Here is a 23,006-nt window from a genome sequence, read left to right as displayed (position 1 = left end):
GATGAGCGGCCGCCGCGGTTTCCTCACCGGGCTCGGCGCGGCCGGCATCGCCGCCGGGTTGCGTCCGCTGCCGGCGCTCGCCGCACCGGCCGCGGTGCCGGTCCGCACGCCGGTCGCGCCGACCGCGCTGCCGCCGCGCTGGCGCAACTGGTCGGGCCTGGAGCAGTGCCAGGCGCGCGCCTGGCAGGCCCCGGCCGACGAAGCCGCGCTGGCCGACACGCTGCGCCGCGGCCCGGCGCCGCTGCGCTGCGTCGGCGCCGGCCATTCGTTCAGCGCGCTGGTGCCGAGCGAAGGCACGCTGCTGTCGCTCGACCATTTCAGCGGCGCGCGCGCCATCGATGCGGCCGCGGCGACGGCGCGTTTCGGCGCCGGCACGCGGCTGGCGCTGGTCTCGCAGGCGCTGCACGCGCAGGGGCTGGCGCTGCACAACCTGCCGGACATCGATACGCAGACGCTGGCCGGCGCCTGCGCCACCGGCACGCACGGCACCGGCGCGACGCTGTCGGCGCTGCATGCGCAGATCGAGGCACTGACGCTGATCAGCGCGCGCGGCGAGCGCCTGGCCTGCAGCCGCAGCGAGCGGCCCGAGCTCTTCGCCGCCGCGCAGGTCTCGCTCGGCGCACTTGGTGTGATCACCGAGATGACGCTGCGCGTGCGGGCGCGCCATGTGCTCAAGCGCCGCGTCTGGCTGCGGCCGACCGCCGCGCTGCTCGACGAAGCGCCGGCGCTGGCCGAGCGCCACCGTCACTTCGAGTGTTATCTGCTGCCCTTCACCGGCTACGGCGCGGTGATCGTGCACGACGAGGTGAGCGAAGCGCCGGCGCCGCGCGGCCACTCGGCCGACGAGGACGTGCTGCGGGATCTGCGGCGCCTGCGCGACTGGGCCGGCCGCCGGCCCGGCCTGCGCCGTTGGCTTGCGGCCAAGCTGATCGACGCCGACCAGCGCGAAGAGGCGACCGACTGGTCGTGGCGCCTGTTGGCGACGGTGCGGCCGACGCTGTTCAACGAGAGCGAGGCGCATGTGCCGCGCGAAGCCGGCATCAACTGCCTGCGCGAGGTGCTGGCGGCGATCGAGCGGCGCAACGAGGCCTACTTTCCGATCGAGTTCCGCTACGTGAAGGGCGACGAGGCATGGCTGTCGCCGTTCCACCGCCGCGACAGCTGCTCGATCGCCGTGCACGCTGCGCACGACGAGCCGTGGCAGTACCTGGTCGGCGAGCTCGGCGTCGTGTTCCGCCGCCACGGCGGCCGGCCGCACTGGGGCAAGTTGCATGACCGCAGCGCGGCGGAACTGGCCGCGCTGTATCCGCGCTGGCGGGACTTCAATGCGCTGCGGCGCGAGCTCGATCCGGACGGGCGCCTGTTGAATCCGTACCTGCGGCGCTTGTTCGAAGGAGGCTGAAGCGATGGCGATCCAACGTCGTACGTGGCTGATCGGCGGCGCTGCCGCCGCGCTGGTGGCCGCCGGGCTGGCGCGCCCGGGTGACCGCGGCGGCGCGCACGACAGCTACTTCCAGCGCCTGGCCACCGCGCTGGCCGGGTTGCCCGCGCAGCCGACGCTGGTGATCGACCGCACCCGGCTGCGCGCCAACCTGGCGGCGATTCGCCAGCGCGCGCAGCACCCGCTGCGCGTCGTCGTCAAGTCGCTGCCGTCGCTGGCGTTGATCGATGCGGCGCTGGCCGAATGGAAGAGTGACCGCGCGATGCTCTTCAACGCCCCGCAGCTCGCGCTGATCGCCGCGCAGCGCCCGGCGGTGCAGCTGCTGCTCGGCAAGCCGCTGCCGGCCTCGGCCGCGGCCTGGGCGCTCGACGCGCTGCGCGGCGACAGCGCGGCGCCGCGGCGCATCGAGTGGCTGGTCGACAGCGCGCAGCGCCTGGCCGAGTACCGCGCGCTGGCGCAGCAGCGCGGCCTGCCGCTGCGCATCAACATCGAGATCGACGTCGGCCTGCATCGCGGCGGTGTCGAGGACGAAGCCGGCTTCGCGGCCTTGCTCGACGTGCTGAAGAGCGAGCCGCTGCTGCAGTTCAGCGGCCTGATGGGCTACGACGCGCACCTGGCCGCGATCCCCGACCTTCCCGGCGCGCGCTCGGGCGCGCAGGCTGAAAGCCAGCGGCGTTATGCGGCGCTGCTGGCGCTGGCCCGGCAGCGCCTGGGCGAGCCGGCGGCGCCGTGGACGCTGAATGCCGCCGGCTCGCCGACCTTCCAGCTGCACGATCCGACGAGCAGCGCCAACGAGCTGTCGGTTGGCTCGGCGGCGGTCAAGCCGAGCGACTTCGACAAACCCTCGCTCGCCGCATTGCAGCCGGCGGCCTTCATCGCCACGCCGGTGCTGAAGGACCTGGGCGACTTCCGGCTGCCGCGCGGCGTCGAGTGGATCGCCGGCGCCGCGCGTGCCTGGGACATCAACCAGCGCCGCGCCTTCGCGATGCACGGCGGCCACTGGCTCGCCGACCCGGTGTCGCCACCGGGCGTGGCGCCGAGCGGCCTGTACGGGCCGTCATCGAACCAGCAGGTGCTGGTGGCCTCGCCGAGCGCGGCACTCCAACCCGGCGACTGGCTGTTCCTGCGCCCGCGCCAGAGCGAGGCGGTGCTGCTGCAGTTCGGCGCGCTGGCGGTGGTCGACGAGGGCCAGGTGGTCGAGCGCTGGCCGGTGTTCGACGCGTCCGCATAGCCCAAAGCGTGGACAACGCGCCACGCCACGGGCTGCGCAGGACCGTCGCGAAGGCGTCTTGACTTTTCAGCCGCCCGGTGAGCCCGTATGCTGCGGCCGACAAGCCGGCGTCCGGGGCCCTTCCGCCCGCGCCGCCCGAGGAGCATCCCATGGCCGCACGTTCCATCGCCTCCCTGACGCTCAGCTTCGGCCTGGTGTCGATTCCGGTGAAGCTGTATTCGGCGACCGAGTCGGCGTCGACCGTGCGCTTCAACCTGCTGGCCAAGGACGGCTCGCGCCTGAAGCAGCAGTACGTATCCGACAAGGACGGCAAGGTGGTCGAGCGGGCCGAGATGGTCAAGGGCTACGAGTTCGAGAAGGACCGCTTCGTGATCTTCCAGCCCGAGGAGCTGAAGGCGTTGGAAGAGGCCTCGACGCACGTGATCGAGATCGTGGCCTTCGTGCCCGAGAAGTCGGTCGACCCGCTGTACTACGACAAGGCGTACTTCCTGTCGCCCGACAAGCGCGGCGGCAAACCCTATGCGCTGCTGATGGCGGCGATGCGCAAGAGCGGCCGCTGCGCGCTCGCGCGCTGGAGCTGGAAGGCCAAGCAGTACGTCGTGCAGGTGCGCGCGCAGGAAGACGGCCTGGTGCTGCAACAGCTGCTGTACGCCGAGGAAGTGCGCTCGCTGAAGGACCTGAACATCGAGCCGGTCGACGTTACGGCGGCGGAATTGAACCTCGCGCTGCAGCTGATCGAGCAGATCTCGCAGGACAGCTACGACCCGGCGGAGTTCAAGGACGAGGAGAAGCTGCGCATCCTCGCGGCCATCGACGAGAAGATCTCCGGCAAGCACATCGTCGCCTCCGAACGCGCCGAGGCGCACGAGGGCGCGCAGGTCATCGACCTGATGGAAGCGCTGCGCGCCAGCCTGGGCGGCGGCGATGCCAAGCGCGCGAAGGCGCCGGCGGCCAAGGCCGCTGCGCCGGCCGTGAAGGCGGTGGAGACCGTGGCGGCGATCCCCAGCGGCGCACTGAAGGAGCGCAAGGCCGCCAAGCGCGCGCCGGCGGTGGTTGAAGAGGCGGTGGCCGCGCCGGCGCGTGCCCGCGCGCGGAAGTGACCACGACGCTCCCCGACGCGCCCTACACCCTCAAGCGCATCGAGGAGATGCTCGGCCTCGGCCGCAGTGTCATCACCGGCTTGATCGAGGCCGGCTTCGTCGCCCCGCAGCGCGGCGCGCGCAACGAATACCGCTTTACGTTCCAGGACGTGGTGCTGCTGCGCACGGCGTACCAGTTGCGTGCCGCGCGCGTTCCGGCGCGCCGCGTGATCAATTCGCTCAAGCAGCTGAAGGCGCGGCTGCCGCTGGAGGTGCCGCTGTCCGGTCTGCGCATCACCGCGGTCGGCAGTGACGTCGCGGTGCGCGAGGGCCACGCGTCGTGGAATGCCGAGAACGGGCAATTCCTGATCGATTTCGAGGTGGCTGCGGCCGGGCAGGGCACGGTCGCGTTCCTCGAACGCACCGAGCCGGCGGCCGGCGTGGCGCCGCAAGCCGACGATGCCGAAACCTGGTTCGCGCGTGCCGACGGGGTCGAAGCGAGCGATCCCGCCGCCGCCGAGGCCGCCTACCGTCGCGCGCTGGTGTTGGCCCCCGCGCATGTCAACGCGACGCTGAACCTGGGCGTGCTGTTGTCAGAACAGGGTCGCCACGCCGATGCGCTGGCCGTCTACGACGCCGCGCTCGCCGCCGCGCCCGACGCGCCGCTGCTGCACTTCAACCGCGCCGTCGCGCTGGAGGACGACGGCCGGCCCTTCGACGCGCTGGCTGCCTACAACGCCTGCCTGGCGCTGGCGCCCGACTTCGCCGACGCGCATTTCAACGCCGCGCGGCTGCACGAGGAGCTCGGCCAGATGCAAGGCGCCTTGCGCCACTACAGCGCCTACCGGCGTTTGCAGCCGTGAGCGTCGCCGACGCTGAAGCGCTGCGCTTCGAAGTGCCCGGCGGCGGCGAGGTCTCCGCGCTGCTGCAGGTGCCGGCCGCGTCAAAAGCATGTTATGTGCTCGGCCATGGTGCCGGCGCCGGCATGACGCATGCGTTCATGACGGCGCTGGCCGCTGCGCTCGCCGAGCGCGCCATCGCGACGCTGCGCTACCAGTTCCCGTACATGGAGCGCGGCAGCAAGCGCGTCGATCCGCCGGCGCTGGCGCAGGCGGCGGTGCGCGCGGCGGTGGCCGCAGCGGCGCGGCGGCTTCCGGGGCTGCCCTTGATCGCCGGCGGCAAGTCCTTCGGTGGCCGCATGAGCTCGCAGGCGCAGGCCGCGGCGCCGCTCGCAGGCGTGCGCGGGCTGGCCTTCGTCGGCTTTCCGCTGCACCCGGCCGGCGCACCCTCGAAGCAGCGTGCCGAGCACCTGGCGGCCGTGCAGGTCCCCATGTTGTTCCTGCAAGGCACGCGCGACGAGCTGGCCGACGCGGCGCTGATCGGCGAGGTTGCGCAGTCGCTCGGCGAGCGCGCGACGCTGCAGTGGTTCGACGATGCCGACCACGCGTTCCACGTGCGCGTGAAGTCGGGGCGCAACGATGCGCAGGTGCTGCAGGCATTGGCCGATGCCATCGGCGAATGGATCACTCAGCCGCGATCGGACGCGCGCGGTTGATCCGCGGCGCGCGATTGCGCGCAGCCGGGAGTTGGGTGAAATTTTTCCGGACTTTTCGCCGAGTGCCGGGTTGGGCACGCCATAACATGTCGCGTTCAACGAGGGAGGAATTCCAACATGATGAAGGCTCGCCTGATGATTGCGGGCGCCGCTGCATTGCTCAGTGCTTGCGGCGGCGGTGGCGACAGTGAATCGACCACCACCACCAAACCCAGCCTGCCCAGTCCGACGGTGCTGTCCGCATCCAACGGGCGGACCAGCGACTACATCGGCACCTGGGCCTCCGGCTGCGGCACGACCCTCGGATCCACCGTCGTGCGTACGGTGCGCAACACCTATCGCATCACCAACGCCAGCGGGGCAACGGCCAGCGGGACCGTCGAGCAGCGCCAGTACAGCGACACGAACTGCATGACGCCCTGGCCGAGCGCGAGCTTTCCGCCGTTGACGGCGACGGTCTCCATCAAGGTGCTGGGCACGTCCGACGTCGGAACACCGACGGGCAGCATGGACAACTTCACCGGCAGCGCCGATCGCGTCGAAGTGACGACGCGCCCGTCGGGATCGAGCGCCACCACCACGATCCAGTTCGCCGCCTTCAGCGGGAACGGCACGGACTTCCGCTTCACCGACACGCTGCCGTTCTCGGCGCTGGACCTGGTCTACACGAAGCCCTGAGGCGCTGCGGCGGCAGGCCCCGTCCGGGGCCCGCCGTATAGTCGGTGGCGCCCTTCGGCAGCCACCATGAAACTCCACGCCTTCGTCGCGATGCCCTTCGGCACCAAGCCCGGCGCCGACGGCCAGCCGATCGACTTCGACCGGATCTTCGCCGAGCTGATCCAGCCGGCACTCGAAGCCGCCGGCCTCGACGTGAAGCGTGCCGACCAGGAACAGCGCGCCGGCGACATCCGCAGCGACATGTTCCAGGAGCTGCTGATCGCCGACCTGGTGCTCGCCGACCTGACGCTGGACAACCCGAATGTCTGGTACGAGCTCGGCGTGCGCCATGCGCTGCGGGCGCGCGGCGTGCTGCTGGTGCAGGGGCCGCGCTCGACGCAGCCGTTCGACATCTATACCGACCGCAAGCTGCGCTACAGCCTGCGCGACGGTGCGCCCGATCCGGCGCGGCTCGAGGCCGAGCGCGCAGCGATCGCCGAGATGGCGCGGCGCACGCTCGAGTCGTGGCATGGCCGCAAGATCAGCCCGGTGTACCAGCTGGTGCCGAACCTGCAGGAGCCGGGCTGGAAGCAGCTGAAGGTCGGCGATGCCACCGCGTTCTGGCAGATGCACGAGGCCTGGCTCGACCAGTTGCAGCAGGCGCGGCGGCGCCGCTGCCCGGGCGACCTGCTGGTGCTGGCCGACGAGATGCCGGTGGTCGCGCTGCGCGCCGAAGCCTTCTTCGCTGCCGGCGATGCGCTGCGGCGGCTGGAGCACTTCGACTTTGCGCTCGAGCAGTTCACGCGCTGCCTCAACGTCGAGCCGGCCAACCTGGCCGCGCGGCGCATGAAGGGCCTGTGCCTGCAGCGCCTGGGTCGGGCCGACGAGGCGCGCGACCAGTACCGCCGCATCCTCGCCGACCACCCGGCCGATGCCGAGACCTGGGGCGGGCTCGGCCGCGTCGACAAGGATGCCTGGGTCGCTGCCTGGCGGCGCGACGGCTCGTCGCCGCAGCAGCAGATCGACGACGCGGCCTACGAGGACGCGCTGCTGCGCGCGGCCATCGACAGCTACCGGCGCGGCTTCTGCGCCGACGCGAACCACTACTACTCGGGCATCAATGCGCTGACCTTGATGCACCTGCACCGCCACCTCACCGGCCAGCCCGATTTCGACGTCGAGCAGGCCGCGCTGGCCGGCGGCGTGCGCTGGGCGGCGTGGAATGCGCACCAGGCGCAGCGCGACTTCTGGTCCGCGGCGACGCTGGGCGATCTGGCGGTGCTGGTCGAATCGCCCGAGCGCGTGCGCGCGGCCTACAAGGAAGCGATCCGCCTGCTCGATGGTGATGCCTTCGCGCTGCAGTCGACGCTCGCCAACCTGCGCCTGCTCGCGTCACTGAATGTCCGCCCGGACGAAGTCGCCGCCGGCATCGAGACCTTCGAGCGTGCGCTGCAGCGGCTGCAGGCGCCGCAAGCGGCGTGGCGGCCGCGCCAGGTGATCCTGTTCTCGGGCCACATCGTCGATGCGCCGGAGCGCGAGACGCCGCGTTTTCCACAGGCCAAGGTCGGTATCGCGGGGCAGCGCATTGCCGCGGCGCTCGACGCGCTCGGCGCCGGGCCGGAGGACCTCGCGCTGACGCAAGGCGCGGCCGGCGGCGACCTGCTGTTCCTCGAAGCCGCGCAGCAGCGCGGGCTGAAGGTGCAGCTGCTGCTGCCGTTCGCCGAGCCGGAGTTCCTGCAGAAATCGGTTACGCCGAGCGGGCCCGAATGGTTGACCCGATACCGGGCGGTGGCTGCGCAGATCGAGCCGACCCGCCCGCCGCGCGCCGCGCCGCAGGAGCTCGGCGCGCCGCCGGACGGCGTCGATGCCTTCGAGCGCTGCAACCTGTGGCTGCTGCACACCGCGCTGGCCTTCGGGCTCGACAAGGTGCGGCTGATCGCGCTGTGGAACGGCGGCGGCGGCGACGGGCCGGGCGGCACGCAGCACATGGTGCGCGAAGTGCAGCGCCGCACCGGGCGGGTGGACTGGATCGATACGCGGACGCTGTGATTGCGCGTCAGGGGCCGTCGACCGGATGCGCGAAGCGCTCGGCCGCCCGCGCCTTGGCCTTCGCCGCTTCGATCTCGCGATTGCGCGGCTCGGCCGACGTGACCAGCGAACGGATCAGCGCGCGTGCGCTCGCCGCGACTTCCTCGACCGCGCGCTCGAAGGCGGCTTCGTTGGCCTTCGACGGCACATTGAAGCCGCTCAGCTTGCGAACGAACTGCAGCGATGCGTCGCGGATTTCCAGCTCGGTGGCGGGCGGGTCGAAGTTGAACAGCGTCCTGATGTTCCGGCACATGGGGCAGACTCCGGCAGGGGATTGCGCCATTGTGGAGCGTGGTTCCAACGATGCCTTCGGGAGGTCCATGAAAACCGCGCTGGCGCTCTTTCTCATCGTTTGGCTTTCGGCCGCGCACGCCCAGACCCTCTACAAGTCGATCGGCCCGGACGGAAAGGTCGTCTACAGCGACCGGCCGCCGGCGGAGGGCCGCGTCGACAAGACGCTGCAATTCGAGAACCTGCCGAGCAGCGCGGTGCCGGCCGCCACGCTGTCGTACGTCGAACAGCTCAAGCGGATGAAGCAGTCGGCGCTGCCGCCGACGAACGGGCTCGTGCTGTATTCGGCGGCCTGGTGCGGCTACTGCAGGAAGGCCAAGGCTTTCCTGGCCGGCAAGGGTGTCTCGTACCAGGAGATCGACATCGACACGCCGGACGGCAAGGCCGCCTTTGCGCAGGCGGGCGGCGGCCGCGGCGTGCCGCTGCTGCTCGTCAACGGCCAGAAGATCCAGGGGTTTTCGCCCGAGGCTTACGAGTTCGCGCTGGCAGGTGGCCGATAGAACGGAGTCCGCATGACAGCACCGCATTCGCGCATCGTTGCGTTGGCCGCCGCGGCCCTGATCACGACGACCGCAGCGGCCGAGCCTTCGCTCGTGATCCTCGTGCGCCATGCGGACAAGGCTGCCGAGCCGGCGGGCGACGTGGCGCTGTCGCCCGCCGGCGAGCAGCGCGCCGCGCTGCTGGCCAAGGCGCTCGAATCAGCCGGCGTGAGCGCGATCATCACGACGCACTACCGCCGCACGCAGCAGACCGCGCGGCCGCTGGCGCGCCTGCTCGGCATCGAGCCGCAGGTGATCGCCGTGCGGCGCGGCGAAGGCGCGGCCCATGTCGTCGAAGTGGTGCAGGCCGTGCGGGCGAAAGGCGGAACGGTGCTCGTCGTCGGACACGGCGATACCGTGCCCGCGATCATCGCCGCGCTCGGCGGACCGGCGCTGCCGTCCCTGTGCGAGACGAGTTATGGGCACGCCTTCGTCCTGACGCTTGCGGCGGCGCGCAGCCCCCTCGTGCGCTTTCGTTATGGTGAAGCGGATCCGCCGGCGGCCGACGGTTGCCTCTAGCCGTGTCTGCCGCTTCGGGGGCAAACCCGGGCTTGTTCTCGATCCCCTTGAAGACGACCGCGCCGCACCCACGTTGCGAGGACGATGAGGATCGACCTGTACTGGAAACGGCCGCTGTTCTATTGCCTGATTCCGATCCTGATCTTCCTCGCCTTCGTCGGCTTTCCGCCGCCCTTCGCGCCGCCGCGGGCCACGCGGCCGCGCCAGGAACAATCGGTGCCGGCAGATGAGGCATCCCGGCCCGGCCAGTTGCCCTGACGGCTTCGGTGGCCGCGTCAATAACGCACCAGAACCCGGTACTTCAGCGTCGTGCTGCCGCCCGCCGGCACGCTGATCTTCCAGTCGGCGGTGCCGGCCGCGACCTTGGCATGGCGATGAGACTCCTGCAGCATCGTCCAGTCGCCCGGCACCGGCTCGCGCACGGTGACCTCGACGCTCTCGGCCTTGGCATTGCGCAGCACGATCTCGTAGGCGCTCTCGAACACGTAGCTGGCCTTGTTGGTCGGCTCGCGGCGCTTGAAGTCGGTCTGACCCTTGTCGGCCGTGACGTCGAAGGCATCCCCCAGCTTGAGTCGCACGGTCTCGTTCTTCGGCGTGTGGTCGATGCGGTCCTCGCCGATGAACTGCGCATGGCCGCCACTGTCGCGCTTGTAGACGCGCACCACGCCCTTGGGCAGCGGCAGGCCGAGCCGTGCGCTTTCGCGGTTAGCGAACTCGACGAAGACGCCGACCTTCAGCTTCTTGCCGATCTCGCCGACGCTGTCGCTGTAGTAGTGGCCGAGGCCCGACAGCAGCAGCTCCTTGCGCACCGGCACGCCGGCGGCGCTGAGCAGCGCGACCTGCTTGGTCTGGTTGTCGGCGATCGTCGTCGCGCGGCCCAGCGTGTACAGGTGGTATTCGAACAAAGACTCCTGCGCCATCCCGGTGGCCGCCGGGGCCGCGGCGACTTGCCGCATCGCATCCTTGGCGACGCGCAGCTCCTCCCTGACGCGGTTGACATCGCCGGCGACGAGCCGCAGCCGGGCGTTCGGATAACTCGTACCGCTGCGGTTGGTCAGCGACACCCAGCCGTTGAGATCGAGCGTCGCATCGTCGGCGCTCAGTTCGGCCACGTAGTCGGCCTGCCACGACAGGCCGCCGGTCAGGTACGACAGCTCCACCGTCTGCGCGCCGGGGCGCTTGTTCTGCAGCTGCGTCACCAGCGTCGGCCGGTCGCGCAGGTTCGGCGGCACGCCGTCGAAGACGATGCGCCCGGGCGCACCGGTCTCGATGCGCTCGCCGATCTTCAGCACCAGGCCTTGCGCGGCGCTCAGCACCTGCGCGCTCTCGACCGTCTCGGCACCGGTGGTCGGATGGATCCTGACGATGCCGACCTTGCGGCCGACGTACTTCTCGAGCAGCTTGGCCGGCGTCAGCAGGTCGAAGTCGAAGTTCTGCTCCAGCAACTCGAAGCCGCCGGGAAAGGTCAGGCCGCGCAGCAGCGCGGTCTTCGGCTGCATCTGTGCGCTGACATCGCGCAGCGCCAGGCTGTTCGCGCCGGCATCGAGCACGACGCTGCGCACGTCCTTCACCAGCGCCAGGTTCTCGTTGTAGATCGTCACGGCGATCGATTGCTGGTCGTCGAGCGTGCTGCGGCGCTCAGGCACGGCGCCTGCCGCGGGCAGGGCGATGGCGAGCGCCGCAAGGGCGCCGAGCGCGAAGGGCAGCGTGGAGGCCGTTGGCATGGGTTCTCCCGTTTGAAGGCAAGCCGGGGTGGGCTCCCTGCTTGCACGTGGGAGTCGCGGGACCGGGGTTAACGATGGCCGGGCTGCACTGCGACGGGCACGCCGGTTGCCCTCCGCCTGTGTTCACGAACGACTGACTCCGGAGACCCCGCATGAGCCTCTTCAAGTTCCTCAGAAACGCTGGCGAGAAGCTGTTCGGCGGCAAGGAAGCGCAAGCGGCGCCGGCCGCGGAGGCAGCGCCCTCCGGCGGCGGCATGAGCGCCAATGCCGCGCGCTCGATCGCCGAGTACATCCGCCTGCAGAAACTGCAGGTCAAGGACCTGCAGGTCAGCTTCGACGGCCCCAGCGGCACGGTCGAGGTGCGCGGCGAAGTGCCCGATCAGGCGACGCGCGAGAAGGTCGTGCTGTCCTGCGGCAACATCGACGGCGTCGAGCTCGTGCGCGATGAATTGACCGTCGCCCAGGAAACGGCCACCGCGCCGACCGAGCCGCCGTCGCGCCTGTACACCGTCAACGCGGGTGACACGCTGTCGAAGATCGCCAAGCAGATGTATGGCGATGCCAACGCCTACATGAAGATCTTCGAGGCCAACAAGCCGATGCTCAAGGATCCGGACAAGATCTATCCGGGCCAGGTGCTGCGCGTACCGGCTGCGTGAGGGTTGGCGGTCCGCCCGGCCGGGCGGTCGAGGCGTCAGGGGGCTTAAGCTCGCACTTCAGCGCGATCACCGCGCGGGAGGTGCGAGGCCATGCCGCTGCAATTCACGCGCTCGTGGAGCGACCCGGACCTGGAGGCCTTTCGCGACTCGGTGGTCCGCTTCATCGAGGCCGAGGTGCTGCCCGGCGACGAGGCGGCGCGCCGGCGCGGCCACGTCGGGCATGCGATCTGGCGCCGCGCCGGCGAGCTCGGATTCCTGTGCACCGACGTCCCGGCCGAGCACGGCGGCGCCGGCGGCGACTTCCGCCACGAGGCGGTGTTCGACGAGGAGATGGCGCGCCGCGCGCTGACCGGCATGAGCACCTCCGTGCACTCGATCGTCGCGCACTACTTCCTGAACCACGGCACCGAGGCGCAGAAGCGGCACTACCTGCCGCGGCTGGCGCGCGGCGAGCTGGTCGGCGCGATCGCGATGACCGAGCCGGGCGCCGGCTCCGACCTGCAGGGCGTGCGCGCGCGCGCCGAGCTGCGCGGCGAGCACTACCTGCTCAACGGCAGCAAGACCTTCATCAGCAACGGCTACCTGGCCGGCGTCGTGCTGGTGGTCTGCAAGACCGATCCGACCCAGGGTGCGCGCGGCACGTCGATCCTGATCGTCGACACCGAACGCGCGTCCGCCGACGATCCGGGGCTGGAGTCCGGCTGCCGCGGCTTTCGCGTCGGCCGGCTGCTCGACAAGCTCGGCATGAAAGCGCAGGACACCTCGGAGCTGTTCTTCGACGACGTGCGCGTGCCGGCCGCCAACCTGCTCGGCGGCGCGCCCGGCCAGGGCTTCTTCCAGTTGATGAGCGACCTGCCGTACGAGCGGCTGCTGATCGGCGTCGCGGCGCTGGCGGGCATGGAAGGCGCCTACGAGGCAACGCTGGCCTACGTGCGCGAGCGCCAGGCCTTCGGGCAGCCGATCGCCGCCTACCAGAACACGCGCTTCAAGCTCGCCGACGCGGCGACGCAGATCCTGGTCGGCCGCGCCTTCATCGATCGCTGCGTCGAGCAGATCGTCGCCGGCACGCTGGACACCGCCACCGCCTCGATGGCCAAGCTGTGGGGCTCGGAGACGCAGGGCCGCGTGCTCGACGAGCTGCTGCAGCTGTGGGGCGGCTACGGCTACATGACCGAGACGATGGTCGCCCGCATGTATGCCGATGCCCGCGTGCAGCGCATCTACGGCGGCACCAACGAGATCATGCGAGAGGTCATCGCGCGCAACCTGTAACGCCTATCGGGCGCGTGGTTTACGTCACGGCGCACCAGTTTGGGTAGCATGCGTTTCCCACTCCGGCGGTCCGCGTCGACCACGCGGCGCCGCCTCGACGTCACAAGGGGGGCCTAACGTGACATTCGAGCGGCCGACGCAGTTGGATATCTTCGAGCACAGTCGCGATGTTGCGCTGCGCAATGACGTGCAGCATGCGATCGATCGGCGTGATGCTGGTGCAGCGCAGCATGCCTGCGAGCAGCTGGCGCAGGAGTTTGCGCACGACGCGGCGCTGCCGGCGCTGCGGCTGCTGACCGACACACTGCTGCCATGCAGCCACGAGATGCTGCTCGACCACGACGCGCTCGCTGCCGCGCGGCGCGAAATCGAAGAGCGCATCGCGCCCGCCGCCACCCGGGTGTTCGGCAAGGAAGCCGCCGACTGGCTCGCGCCGCTGTGGCGCGACCTGGCGCAGCGCGCCGAGATGCTGAAGTTCCAGCCCGAGCGGCCGCTCGATCACCCGGCGCCGCTGTGGCTGCGCGCGCGCGACTGGAAGGCCGCGGCCAGTGCGGTGGCCACGATCGAGGGCTGGCACCGCCGCCCGCAGGCCCTGGCGTGGATGGCCGAAGCGCGGCTGCATGCCTACGGCCTGGGGGCCTGCTGGCCGATCGTCGCCGAGCTCGCGTGGCTGGCGCCGTCGGCGCTGGCCGACCTGGCGCGCCGCACCGTGCCCGACCCGCTGCTGTGCCAGCTGGTGCGCCGCTTCGCCGCGGCCTTCGACGGTGAAGGCGACGAGAGCGACCTGGCCTGGTTCCCGGCCTGGCTGCTGATCGACCGGCCGGACCTGGAGCCCGGCCTGGCCGGCGCCCCGCCCGCGCAGGACAGCGCACCGGAACGCGCGCTGCGGCTGCTGCTGGAACTGCTCGGGCTCGAGCGCGAGGGCGAGCATCATGCGGTGGTGCAGCGGCGCGAGGCGCTGCGGGACTTGAGCTGGCCCTTGTATTCGGCCTATCTCGCGGCGCGGTAGGCGGCGGCCGGCCGCCTCAATGCGCTCCGCGCACGTGCCTGCGCGGCGGTGTCGCGTCGCCGCGGGCCGTTGCTGCGCTGGTGGCGTCCAGCTCGTTCAGGATGCCGCAGTCGGCCACCGCGTGCGCCGCGCTGCAGCGCGCGCGCAGCGCCTTCAGGTCCTGCTGCAGGCGCCGCAGCTCGCGGATGCGATGGCTCACGTGTTCGATGTGCTCGTCGAGCAGCGCATTGACCTCGCCGCAATCCTCGCCCGGTGCGTCACGCAGGCGCAGCAGTGTGCGCACCTCGTCGAGCGTCATGTCCAGGTTGCGGCACTGCCGGATGAAGGCCAGCCGTTCGGCATGCAGCGGCAAATACATGCGGTAGTTGTTGTCGGCTCGCCGCGGCGGCGGCAGCAGGCCCTCGCGCTCGTAGTAGCGGATCGTCTCGACAGGGGTGCCGGTGGCGTTCGCGAGGTCGCCGATGCGCATGGGTGGGGCTCTCGTCAGGGCGCATGCGGATTCGCCGCCGCCCGGTCCCACAGTATCTGTCAACCCTCCGGATCGCTTCCCAATGCGCGCTCGATCACGCGCTCCAGCGGCGCATTCACCAGCAGCCACGGCTGCGCGTAGCTCAGCTGGGCGCCGACGCGCCGGACCCGACCGTCGTCGAGCACCTCGACCACGTGGCCGAAGACGCTGCGGAAGCGGCGCCCGCCCGGAAGGTCAGGTCGGCCGACCCAGACATCGCCATTCACGAAGCTGAGCACCGCCTGCGGCTCGGCGGCAGAGGTCGACGGGTACTGCATGGTTTCCCTCCGGCGTCTTACGAGGGCTTACGTTGGGCAAGCGTTGTGCCTGCGAGTGCGTAGCATCGTCAGCTGAGGGCCGGCTTGCAAGGCAGCGCGAAGTCGACGTGGTAGTGCTCGTCGTGCCGCACCCAGGCCGCTCCCTTCTTGAACGGCAAGGTGCGTTGCAGCATCGCGCCGCGCGGCGTCGCGAAGAGGCGGGGCAGGTAGCGCGGATCGAGGATCACGAGTGCCAGCTGCACGCCGCGCGCCCGTGCCGCGACGTGCAGCTGGACCAGGTGCTCGGCAAGCGCGGGAAAGTCGATCACGTATTCGCCGAAGCGCCCCTCGGCATCAAACTCGATGTCGTAGCCGAAGCGATTGCTCGGACCGGTCGGCAACGGCACCGATCGGCCCTGCTGGTTGCGCACCGGCACGAAGAAGTCGACCGACAGGCCGTTCTGATGCGTGCGGTGCGGCCGGAAGCGTCCGCCCGATGGCCAGCCGGTTTCGCCGTAGACGAACACCGTCGTCGGCTGCTCAGCTTGCAGCGCGGCATAGGCCGCGGTGACGATCTCGGCAACGTTCGAGTGAACGTGCGTGCGTCCGGTTGCCACGGCCAGCGTGCTGTAGGCGCTGAAGTTCTTCCCGCTCGGCGGCAGCTGGACGCCGCGTTCGAGCCGACCGTTGGCGACGGTGCCGAAGCATTGGCTGTCGGCGGCGAGGTCTGCCGGCGACACAACTGCTGCTGCCACCAGCAGCAGCCCTTGCCGCGTCATGCGCCCGTCAGGTCCGCGGCCGAGTCCCGTCATGGCGGGGAGCCACCTACCAGCGCTTCGGAAGCCTGCGCGATGTGTGGAACACGCGCAGCACCTCCACGCTGTCGCCGCGCACGCGGTACGGAACGATGAAGCGGGTATTCAGCACGACGAGCTCGCGCATTCCGGGCACGCGGCCCGGCCGGCCGATGCCGGGCTGCTCGGCAAGCGTTGCAACGGCTGACAGGACGCGTTCGACGACCAAGCGAGCCGCCTGCGGGTCATCGGTGGCGATGTAGAGAGCCTCATCGTCGAGGTTGCGCAGCGCCGTGCGCAGCCACCTAACCCGCATTCACTCTCCACTTTTTGGCGAGTGTCGCGACGTCCTTGTCGCTGGCAAAGTCACCGGCATCGGCTTCACCCAATGCGGCGTGGATTTCTGCGATCTGCCACTCGTTGTTCTCGACGAACTCTCGAATCGCCTCGGCAGCGAGGAATGACTTGCTGCGTTGCGTGGATTCGGCCAAGCGGTCGAGTCGCTCCTTGACCTCGTCCTCGAGGCGGATCGTCATCGTCGTGGACATGGCAACTCCGTGCGCTGATGTGTACATCCTACTACGCTTGGCCGCGTGCACCCTGCTCGTTTGTTGCCGCCTGCGCCCGCATCCGCGCATGCACGTACGCGCCTTGCGGCACATGCAGCAGGTCGGCGATGCGCCACAGCACGTGGCGCTCGTGGTCGGCGAGATGGCCGTCGGCATAGGCGACGCGCCACATGTGTTCGATCATCAACAGCTTCTGCGGCATCTCGAAGCGCTCGTTGATGCGCGAGGTGAAGGCGAACAGGTCGGTGGCCTGCTGCGCGGTGGTCTCCGCGAGTTCCGCCAGGCGCTGCGCTTCGTCGCCGCCGAGCGCGAACTTGTCGCGCAGCGCCGCCAGCACCGCTTCGCGCTCACCGGCGTGAAAGCTCGCGTCGGCGCGCATCACTTCGACCAGCATCACCGCGGTGGCGAGCTGCAGCGCGTGTTCGGCGGCGCGCGGGTCGGCCTGGGGTGTGGCGGGCAGCAGGCTGTCGAACAGGTCTTTCAGGGACTTCAGCATCGTCGTCAGATGATGGCACGGCGCCGCTGCGCGCTGCGTGCCGAGGGCTTGGCCTTGCCCCAGCCGGCCACCCACAGCGCCAGGTGCTCCGCGAAGCCTTCGGCCGCCGGCGACAGCGTGCGCCCGAGCGGCCGATACAGGCACACCTTGCGCACCGTCTCCGGATCGATCACGCGCCGCATCTCCAGGCCCAGCGTCTGCGCCAGCACGCCGACGTAGGCCGGCGCGAGCGTCGCGGCCAGCCCCTGCGCGGCAATGCCGAGCGCGGTGGAGATGTTGTCGACGATGTCGACCGGCGTGATGCGCGACTCCTCCGGCGCGTTGGCGCGCATTTGCGCGACGTTGCGCTCGTGGTCGCGGCCGGCGGCGACGAGTGGGTGCTCGGCCAACTCGCGCCAGCGCACCTGGCGCAATCGCGCGAGCGGATGGGTCGGCGCGCACCACAGCACCCAGGGGCTGTCGAACAGGTCTTCGGCGGCCACGTCGGAGCCGGTCGCGCGGTCCGGTCCGAGCCCCAGGTCCACGTCGCCGGCGGCGACCGCGTCGACCAGCCGCTCGACCGGCATGTCGCGGATGCGCACCGCGACCTTCGGCCGCAGCGCCGCGTAGGCCTTGATCGCCGCGGGCAGCGCGGTGGCCGCCAGCACCAGCGGCGCGCCGACGCGCACGCTGCCGGCGGCGCGGTTGCGCACGTCGGCGGCGGCGGTCTCGGCGGCGGCGGCGTGGCGCAGCACCGTCTGCGCCGAGGCGGCAAAGTCACGCCCGGCGCTGCTCAGGCTGACGCGGCGCGTCGTGCGGTCGAAGAGGCGAAAGCCGAGCACCGCCTCCAGCTCGGCCACCAGCTGGCTCACCGCCTGCGCGCTCAGGCCCAGCCGCTCGGCCGCGGCGCTGAAACCGTGCAGGTCGGCGACCGCGTCGAAGGCTTCGAGCTGGCGCAGCGTGAAGCGGGTCAAGGGCATCGCCTGATTATCAAGCTGCGCTTGAAGATTGCGTCGAATCGATTGCTTGTGCCGTGGTGCGGCCGGCACCGACACTGGCCCGATGCTGGACACCTCCCTTCACGCCGCCCTGGCGCACGAACTGCGCCAGGCCCGCGACACGCGCGAGCAGCTCGAGCACTTCTCGAAGCGCCATCCGGACATGACGATGGCCGACAGCTACGCGATCCAGCGCGCCTGGATGGCGCTGGAGCGCACCGCCGACCGCCACGTGATCGGCCACAAGATCGGGCTGACTTCGCGCGCGATGCAGATCGCCTCGCAGATCACCGAGCCGGATTACGGCACGCTGCTCGACGACATGCTGCTGAAGGACGGCGGCGAGGTCGAGGCCGCGCGTTTCATCGTGCCGCGCCTCGAAGTCGAGTTCGCGTTCATCCTCGGCCGGCCGCTGAGAGGCCCGCGCCACACGCTGCTCGACGTGCTGGCCGCCACCGACTGGGTGATGCCGGCGCTGGAGCTGATCGACGCGCGCATCGAGCAGTTCGACCGCGTGACGAAGGCGCCGCGCAAGGTGCTCGACACGATCGCCGACAACGCGGCCAATGCCGGCATCGTGCTCGGCGGCCGGCCGATGCGGCCCGATGCGGTGGACTGGCGCTGGGCCGGCGCGCTGCTGCACAAGAACGGCGTGATCGAGGAATCGGGGCTCGGCGCCGCGGTGCTGAACCACCCGGCCAACGGCGTCGCCTGGCTGGCGAACAAGCTCGATGCGCACGGCGAAGGGCTGGCCGCCGGCGAGATCGTGCTCGGCGGCTCGTTCACGCGCCCGGTGGCCTGCGCGGCGGGCGACGTGTTCCACGCCGACTACGGCCCGCTCGGCTCGATCTCCGTGCGTTTTGTCTGATAGCAGATTGCAAGAGTCCTTCACCATGAACCGAATGCTCGACGTTGCCGGTTTCGCCGTCTCGCCCGACCATTACATCGACGGCCGCCGCGTCGGATCGGACGAACACTTCGTGCTGTGCTCGCCGATCGACCAGGCGGTGCTGGGCTCGGTGTGCGAAGGCAACGCACAGCATGTCGACGCGGCGATCAGCGCCGCGCAGCGTGCTTTCCCCGCGTGGAGCGGATTGAGCGCCGCTGAGCGCAAGCCCTTCCTCGACCGCTTCGCCGACGAGATCGGCCGCCGCGCCGATGCCTTCTGCCTGCTCGAGAGCAACGATGCCGGCGTGCTGCTGTCGCGCATGCGCCATGGCGTGGTGCCGCGCGCGGTGCAGAACATCCGCTGGTTCGCCGAGCATGCGCTGCGGCTGCAGGACCGCACGCTGCACACCGAGCAGGCCGAGCACCGCGTGCGCCACGATCCGGCCGGCGTCGCCGTGATCATCACGCCGTGGAATGCACCGCTGATGCTGTCGACCTGGAAGCTCGGGCCGGCGCTGGCAGCGGGCAACACCTGCATCCTGAAGCCGCCGGAGTGGGCGCCGCTGACCTGCTCGCTGCTGGCCGATGCGGCCGACGCCGCGGGGCTGCCGCCGGGCGTCTTCAACGTCGTGCAGGGCAGCGGCGCGAACACCGGCGCGAAGCTGGTCAGCGATCCGCGCATCGCCCGCATCTCGTTCACCGGCAGCGTGCCGACCGCGAAATGGATCGCGCAGGCGGCCGGCGCCAACCTCGTGCCCTGCAGCCTCGAGCTCGGCGGCAAGAGCCCGTTCATCGTGCTCGACGACGCCGACCTTCACAACGCCGCCGCGACCGCTGCGCTGATGTACCGCAATGCCGGCCAGGTCTGCCTGGCGGGCACGCGCCTGCTGGTGCACCAGCGCATCGCCGAGGCCTTCGTCGCGGCGCTGCGCGGCACCGTCGAGAAGCTGATGATCGGCGATCCACGCGACGAAGGAACCGAGGTCGGGCCGATCATCCACCCGCGCCAGGTCGAGCGCATCGAGGGCTTCGTGTCGCGCGCCCTGCAAGGCGGGGCCGAGCTGCTGTGGGGCGGCCAGCGCCATCCGTTCGGCGCGCAGTACTACCAGCCGACGCTGCTGACGAACGTGGCGCAGGCGAGCGAGATCGTGCAGCACGAAGTCTTCGGCCCGGTGCTGACGCTGCAGACCTTCGCCAGCGACGACGAGGCGATCGCGCTGGCCAACGGCACCGACTACGGCCTGGGCGGCGTCTGCTACGGCGAGACGGCGCATGCGGCGGCGGTGGCCGAGCGCGTGCGCACCGGCTTCATCTGGGTCAACAGCTTCGGCATCCGGGATCTCGCCGCGCCGTTCGGCGGCATCAAGCGCTCAGGCATAGGCCGCGAAGGCGGCGACTGGAGCTTCGAGTTCTTCTGCGACGTCAAGGACGTCATCCTGCCGAAGAAACCCTTCCGCGCCAGCTTCAGCCATCGATAAGGATTTTCGACATGGGACAGATCGTCGGCGCCGCGCTGGTCTCGCACCATCCGGGCCTGATGCAATGCGAGGAGTTCCGCCGCCTGCAGGGTGCGGGCGAAGACTCCGATCTGATTGCGGGTTATGCGCGGCTGCGTGAGCGCATCGAGCTCGCGCGGGCCGATGTCGTGATCGTCTTCGACACGCACTGGTTCACGACCGGCTATCACCTGGTCGACGCCGGCGCGCGCTACAGCGGCATGTACGTGTCCGAGGAAATGCCCTGGTACCTGCACGGTGTGCCGTACGACTACCGCGGCCATCCGGCGCTGGCGTTCCAGATCGAAGCGGTGTCGCGCGAGCAGGGCGGCTACAACCGTGCGATCAGCCATCCGGGCCTCGGCCGCCACTACCCGACGATCAACCTGGTCAAGCAGCTGCGCTTCGAATTGAGCGACACGCCGGTGCTCAGCGTCAGCGCGTGCCAGAACTGCGACTGGCCGCATTTCCTGAAGTCGGGCGAGGTGATCGGCGAAGCCATTCGCCGCAGCGGCCTGCGCGTGCTGCTGCTGGCCTCGGGCGCCTTGAGCCACAAGTTCAACAACATCGACTGGAAGCCGAATCATCCGCGCATCTTTCATGAGAGCAATGTCTCGCGGCCCGAGAACGTCACGAGCGACAAGGGTGCGATCGCGCTGATGCAGCAAGGCCGCCACGCCGCAATCCTCGAGCGCTGGAATGACGAGTACCGCCAGCTGCCCTGGGAGGCGTTCGGCGCGCACTACCTGCAGATGCTGGGCGCGCTCGGTGGGGCCGCCTGCACGGCCCAGGGCGAGGTGCTGTCGGACTACGAGAACGCGCGCGGCACCGGCAACGTCCACATCTGGTTTGCGGGAGCAGGCGCATGAATTTCGAGTTTCCGCTGCGCGAGCTGCCCGCGGTGATGCGCGGCCCGCGCATCGAGCGCCGCCGCGTGCTGATCGGCGGCAGCGCGTTCTGGGGCACGATGCAGGACGACACGACGCAGCTGCGGCTGGACGACGGCCGTTTGATCGACGCTGAACAAGCGAGTTATCTGCCCCCGGTGACGCCGAGCAAGATCATCGCGGTACACATCTCGTACAGCTCGCGCAGCATCGAGACGCGCAACGCGCCGAAGCCGACCGCGACGCCGACCTATTTCATGAAACCGACGACGGCCCTGAACGGCCACCGCGGCCAGATCCTCAAACCCGCCGATTGCAGCTACCTCAATTACGAGGGTGAATACGCAGTGGTGATCGGCCGCACCTGCCGCAACGCTACGCCCGACGAGGCCTGGGACTTCATCGAAGGCTTCTGCCCCGCGCTCGACATGGGCCTGCAGGACTTCCGCGACACCGACCAGGGCTCGATGCTGCGCGTCAAGGGTGCCGACACGCTGCTGCCGATCGGCCCGGGGCTGGTGCGTGGCGTCAACCTGTTCGAGCAGACGCTGCGCACCTTCGTGAACGGCCGCATCGTGCAGCAGGCGCACATCGGCGACGAGACGATCTGGGGCCCGCATTACGTGATTGCCGACATCGCGCGCCACATCACGCTGCTGCCCGGTGACGTCATCCTGATGGGCACGCCCTGCCATTCGCGTTCCGTCGATCCGGGGGATGTGGTCGAGTGCGAGATCACCGGCCTGGGCCGGTTGATGGGCACGGTGACGGCCATCGAGGCGCCGCGCGCGGCGGCGTTGAACGTCGGCCATGCGCCCACCGACAGCCCCGAGGTGCGGCGAGTCGCGCTCGGCAACGACTCCCGCGTGGCCGAATACCTGAAGGACAACCTGCGCGCAGCCAGGGCGCAGCGAGGACACGAATGACGAAGGTCTGCATCGCCGGCGCCGGCGCGATCGGCGGCTTCATCGGCACGCGGCTCGCGGCGGCCGGACGCGCCGAGGTGTCGGCGCTCGCCCGCGGCGCGACGCTGAACGCACTGCGCACGCACGGCTGGCGGCTCGACATCAACGGCCAGCGCATCGCGGCGCCCGCGCGCGCCAGCGACCGCGCAGCCGAGCTCGGGGCGCAGGACCTGGTGGTCATCGCCGTCAAGGGTCCGGCCCTCGCGGAGGTCGCGGCGAGCATCGCGCCGCTGCTCGGGCCCGAGACGCTCGTGCTGCCGGCGATGAACGGCGTGCCGTGGTGGTTCTGCCAGCGCCAGCCGGGCATCGGCGAAACCCCGCTGGCGAGCGTCGACCCCGGCGGCCTGATCGCTCGCGCGATCCCGTTCGAGCAGCTGATCGGCTGCGTCGTGCATGCCAGCACCTCGTCGCCGGAGCCCGGCCGGGTGCAACACCGCATGGGCCACGGCCTGATCGTCGGCGAGCCCACCGGCGGCCGCAGTCCGCGTGCGCAAGGCGTCGCCGATCTGCTCGCCCACGCCGGTTTCGAGCTCACGCATTCGGCCGATGTCCGTTACGACATCTGGTACAAGCTCTGGGGCAACCTGACGATGAACCCGGTGGCCGCGCTGACCGGCGCGACGGTCGACCAGGTGCTCGCCGACCCGCTGCTGCGCAGCTTCTGCTCGGCGGCGATGCGCGAAGCCGCTGCCATCGGCGCGCGCATCGGCTGCCCGATCGCGCAGACGCCGGAAGACCGCCACGCGGTCACCGCGAAGCTCGGTGCCTTCAAGCCCTCGATGCTGCAGGACGTCGAGGCGGGCCGCGCGCTCGAGCTCGATGCGATCGTCGGCGCGGTGGTCGAGATCGGCGCGCGGTTGGGTGTGCCGACACCGCACACCAGCGCCTTGCTCGGCCTGGCGCGCCTGTTCGGTCGCGTGCGCGGGCTGTATCCGCCGGCCGAACATTGAGACAAGGGCCGCGTACTCCAGGCGGCAGTTGATGGCCCTGGCAGCAGCGGCGCACAATGGCCGCCACCCGAAGCGCGAGCTCGCCGACGCAGGAGGAGGCCCAACGTGCCGATAACGATCAAGACGGGCGGCCGCCGCGCCGCCGGCCGCCTGCT

At 70.4% G+C, this 23,006-nt stretch carries 27 protein-coding genes; 18 read left to right on the top strand and 9 right to left on the bottom strand.

What is annotated here, in order from left to right:
• The first annotated feature begins 1 nt into the window (after nucleotide 1).
• The 7 genes from HLB44_RS00785 to HLB44_RS00755 all read left to right on the top strand — a co-directional run bounded on the left by HLB44_RS00785 (nucleotide 2) and on the right by HLB44_RS00755 (nucleotide 8,012).
• Nucleotides 2–1,402 (top strand): D-arabinono-1,4-lactone oxidase, encoded by a 1,401-nt coding sequence (locus HLB44_RS00785; RefSeq protein WP_173119613.1) that lies wholly within the window; start codon nucleotides 2–4, stop codon nucleotides 1,400–1,402.
• A 4-nt stretch (nucleotides 1,403–1,406) separates the two neighbouring features.
• Nucleotides 1,407–2,672 (top strand): alanine racemase, encoded by a 1,266-nt coding sequence (locus HLB44_RS00780; RefSeq protein ID WP_173119611.1) that lies wholly within the window; start codon nucleotides 1,407–1,409, stop codon nucleotides 2,670–2,672.
• 149 nt (nucleotides 2,673–2,821) lie between these two features.
• Entirely contained in the window at nucleotides 2,822–3,772 is a 951-nt protein-coding gene (gene ku / locus HLB44_RS00775; protein WP_173119609.1) for a non-homologous end joining protein Ku, read from the top strand.
• The gene (locus HLB44_RS00770; protein ID WP_343051191.1) at nucleotides 3,769–4,614 is read left to right on the top strand and encodes a tetratricopeptide repeat protein; all 846 of its coding nucleotides are present in this window, start codon (nucleotides 3,769–3,771) and stop codon (nucleotides 4,612–4,614) included. Before ku ends, HLB44_RS00770 begins: the two co-directional genes overlap by 4 nt.
• Complete coding sequence (locus HLB44_RS00765) at nucleotides 4,611–5,306, top strand: alpha/beta hydrolase family protein (RefSeq protein WP_343051190.1); 696 nt, start codon at nucleotides 4,611–4,613, stop codon at nucleotides 5,304–5,306. Before HLB44_RS00770 ends, HLB44_RS00765 begins: the two co-directional genes overlap by 4 nt.
• Nucleotides 5,307–5,423: 117 nt before the next feature.
• Nucleotides 5,424–5,984 carry a hypothetical protein gene (locus tag HLB44_RS00760; protein ID WP_173119607.1) on the top strand — a complete coding sequence of 187 codons (561 nt, stop codon included), beginning with the start codon at nucleotides 5,424–5,426 and terminating at the stop codon, nucleotides 5,982–5,984.
• A gap of 66 nt (nucleotides 5,985–6,050) precedes the next feature.
• Nucleotides 6,051–8,012, top strand: coding sequence for a TRAFs-binding domain-containing protein (locus HLB44_RS00755; protein WP_173119605.1), 1,962 nt, complete (start codon nucleotides 6,051–6,053; stop codon nucleotides 8,010–8,012).
• A 7-nt stretch (nucleotides 8,013–8,019) separates the two neighbouring features.
• Here the strand turns inward: HLB44_RS00755 and HLB44_RS00750 are convergent, their stop codons facing one another.
• On the bottom strand, nucleotides 8,020–8,304 hold the full coding sequence (locus tag HLB44_RS00750; RefSeq protein WP_173119603.1) for a DUF2277 domain-containing protein: 285 nt from the start codon (nucleotides 8,302–8,304) through the stop codon (nucleotides 8,020–8,022).
• Here HLB44_RS00750 and HLB44_RS00745 point away from each other — a divergent pair.
• From HLB44_RS00745 to HLB44_RS00735, 3 genes are all read left to right on the top strand, one after another.
• Complete coding sequence (locus tag HLB44_RS00745; protein ID WP_173119602.1) at nucleotides 8,291–8,842, top strand: glutaredoxin family protein; 552 nt, start codon at nucleotides 8,291–8,293, stop codon at nucleotides 8,840–8,842. The two genes, HLB44_RS00750 and HLB44_RS00745, sit on opposite strands and share 14 nt — an antisense overlap.
• A 12-nt stretch (nucleotides 8,843–8,854) precedes the next feature.
• The gene (locus HLB44_RS00740) at nucleotides 8,855–9,400 is read left to right on the top strand and encodes a histidine phosphatase family protein (RefSeq protein ID WP_173119600.1); all 546 of its coding nucleotides are present in this window, start codon (nucleotides 8,855–8,857) and stop codon (nucleotides 9,398–9,400) included.
• Nucleotides 9,401–9,484: 84 nt separating this feature from the next.
• Nucleotides 9,485–9,658, top strand: coding sequence for a hypothetical protein (locus HLB44_RS00735; RefSeq protein ID WP_173119598.1), 174 nt, complete (start codon nucleotides 9,485–9,487; stop codon nucleotides 9,656–9,658).
• A gap of 17 nt (nucleotides 9,659–9,675) precedes the next feature.
• On the opposite strand, the gene HLB44_RS00730 is transcribed toward HLB44_RS00735, so the two are convergent.
• The gene (locus tag HLB44_RS00730; protein ID WP_173119596.1) at nucleotides 9,676–11,124 is read right to left on the bottom strand and encodes a DUF4139 domain-containing protein; all 1,449 of its coding nucleotides are present in this window, start codon (nucleotides 11,122–11,124) and stop codon (nucleotides 9,676–9,678) included.
• Between the two features lie 152 nt (nucleotides 11,125–11,276).
• Here HLB44_RS00730 and lysM point away from each other — a divergent pair, with 152 nt between their 5' ends.
• From lysM to HLB44_RS00715, 3 genes are all read left to right on the top strand, one after another.
• Nucleotides 11,277–11,783, top strand: coding sequence for a peptidoglycan-binding protein LysM (gene lysM / locus HLB44_RS00725; RefSeq protein WP_173119594.1), 507 nt, complete (start codon nucleotides 11,277–11,279; stop codon nucleotides 11,781–11,783).
• Between the two features lie 90 nt (nucleotides 11,784–11,873).
• Entirely contained in the window at nucleotides 11,874–13,055 is a 1,182-nt protein-coding gene (locus HLB44_RS00720) for an acyl-CoA dehydrogenase family protein (protein WP_173119593.1), read from the top strand.
• Nucleotides 13,056–13,173: 118 nt separating this feature from the next.
• Nucleotides 13,174–14,064 carry a hypothetical protein gene (locus tag HLB44_RS00715; RefSeq protein ID WP_173119591.1) on the top strand — a complete coding sequence of 297 codons (891 nt, stop codon included), beginning with the start codon at nucleotides 13,174–13,176 and terminating at the stop codon, nucleotides 14,062–14,064.
• A 16-nt stretch (nucleotides 14,065–14,080) separates the two neighbouring features.
• Here the strand turns inward: HLB44_RS00715 and cadR are convergent, their stop codons facing one another.
• The 7 genes from cadR to HLB44_RS00680 all read right to left on the bottom strand — a co-directional run bounded on the left by cadR (nucleotide 14,081) and on the right by HLB44_RS00680 (nucleotide 17,647).
• Nucleotides 14,081–14,533, bottom strand: coding sequence for a Cd(II)/Pb(II)-responsive transcriptional regulator (cadR, locus tag HLB44_RS00710; protein WP_173119589.1), 453 nt, complete (start codon nucleotides 14,531–14,533; stop codon nucleotides 14,081–14,083).
• 59 nt (nucleotides 14,534–14,592) lie between these two features.
• Entirely contained in the window at nucleotides 14,593–14,850 is a 258-nt protein-coding gene (locus tag HLB44_RS00705) for a hypothetical protein (RefSeq protein WP_173119587.1), read from the bottom strand.
• 68 nt (nucleotides 14,851–14,918) lie between these two features.
• Nucleotides 14,919–15,608 (bottom strand): penicillin-insensitive murein endopeptidase, encoded by a 690-nt coding sequence (locus tag HLB44_RS00700; protein ID WP_173119585.1) that lies wholly within the window; start codon nucleotides 15,606–15,608, stop codon nucleotides 14,919–14,921.
• A 46-nt stretch (nucleotides 15,609–15,654) separates the two neighbouring features.
• On the bottom strand, nucleotides 15,655–15,939 hold the full coding sequence (locus tag HLB44_RS00695; protein ID WP_173119583.1) for a type II toxin-antitoxin system RelE/ParE family toxin: 285 nt from the start codon (nucleotides 15,937–15,939) through the stop codon (nucleotides 15,655–15,657).
• Nucleotides 15,929–16,171 (bottom strand): CopG family ribbon-helix-helix protein, encoded by a 243-nt coding sequence (locus HLB44_RS00690; protein ID WP_173119581.1) that lies wholly within the window; start codon nucleotides 16,169–16,171, stop codon nucleotides 15,929–15,931. The genes HLB44_RS00695 and HLB44_RS00690 overlap by 11 nt, the downstream gene beginning before the upstream one ends.
• Nucleotides 16,172–16,202: 31 nt before the next feature.
• Complete coding sequence (locus HLB44_RS00685; protein WP_173119579.1) at nucleotides 16,203–16,688, bottom strand: tellurite resistance TerB family protein; 486 nt, start codon at nucleotides 16,686–16,688, stop codon at nucleotides 16,203–16,205.
• A 5-nt stretch (nucleotides 16,689–16,693) separates the two neighbouring features.
• Nucleotides 16,694–17,647, bottom strand: a complete 954-nt coding sequence (locus tag HLB44_RS00680) for a LysR family transcriptional regulator (protein WP_173119577.1) — start codon at nucleotides 17,645–17,647, stop codon at nucleotides 16,694–16,696.
• Between the two features lie 82 nt (nucleotides 17,648–17,729).
• Here HLB44_RS00680 and hpaH point away from each other — a divergent pair, with 82 nt between their 5' ends.
• From hpaH to HLB44_RS00655, 5 genes are read left to right on the top strand one after another with little or no spacing between them, the layout of a single operon-like run.
• Nucleotides 17,730–18,533 (top strand): 2-oxo-hept-4-ene-1,7-dioate hydratase, encoded by an 804-nt coding sequence (hpaH, locus tag HLB44_RS00675; protein WP_173119575.1) that lies wholly within the window; start codon nucleotides 17,730–17,732, stop codon nucleotides 18,531–18,533.
• A gap of 25 nt (nucleotides 18,534–18,558) precedes the next feature.
• Nucleotides 18,559–20,031 (top strand): aldehyde dehydrogenase family protein, encoded by a 1,473-nt coding sequence (locus tag HLB44_RS00670; RefSeq protein WP_173119573.1) that lies wholly within the window; start codon nucleotides 18,559–18,561, stop codon nucleotides 20,029–20,031.
• Nucleotides 20,032–20,042: 11 nt separating this feature from the next.
• The gene (locus HLB44_RS00665) at nucleotides 20,043–20,918 is read left to right on the top strand and encodes a DODA-type extradiol aromatic ring-opening family dioxygenase (protein WP_173119571.1); all 876 of its coding nucleotides are present in this window, start codon (nucleotides 20,043–20,045) and stop codon (nucleotides 20,916–20,918) included.
• Nucleotides 20,915–21,862: a fumarylacetoacetate hydrolase family protein gene (locus HLB44_RS00660; protein ID WP_173119569.1), complete on the top strand. Its 948-nt coding sequence runs from the start codon at nucleotides 20,915–20,917 to the stop codon at nucleotides 21,860–21,862. The genes HLB44_RS00665 and HLB44_RS00660 overlap by 4 nt, the downstream gene beginning before the upstream one ends.
• A complete protein-coding gene (locus tag HLB44_RS00655; RefSeq protein WP_173119567.1) occupies nucleotides 21,859–22,851 on the top strand; it encodes a 2-dehydropantoate 2-reductase in 993 nt (330 codons plus the stop codon). The genes HLB44_RS00660 and HLB44_RS00655 overlap by 4 nt, the downstream gene beginning before the upstream one ends.
• The last annotated feature ends 155 nt before the right edge of the window (nucleotides 22,852–23,006 follow it).

The organism is Pseudaquabacterium terrae (genome assembly GCF_013266755.1).
GTDB lineage: Bacteria > Pseudomonadota > Gammaproteobacteria > Burkholderiales > Burkholderiaceae_C > Pseudaquabacterium > Pseudaquabacterium terrae.
Note: the sequence above shows the minus strand (reverse complement) of the source record. Positions and strands in the feature narration are given on the sequence as shown.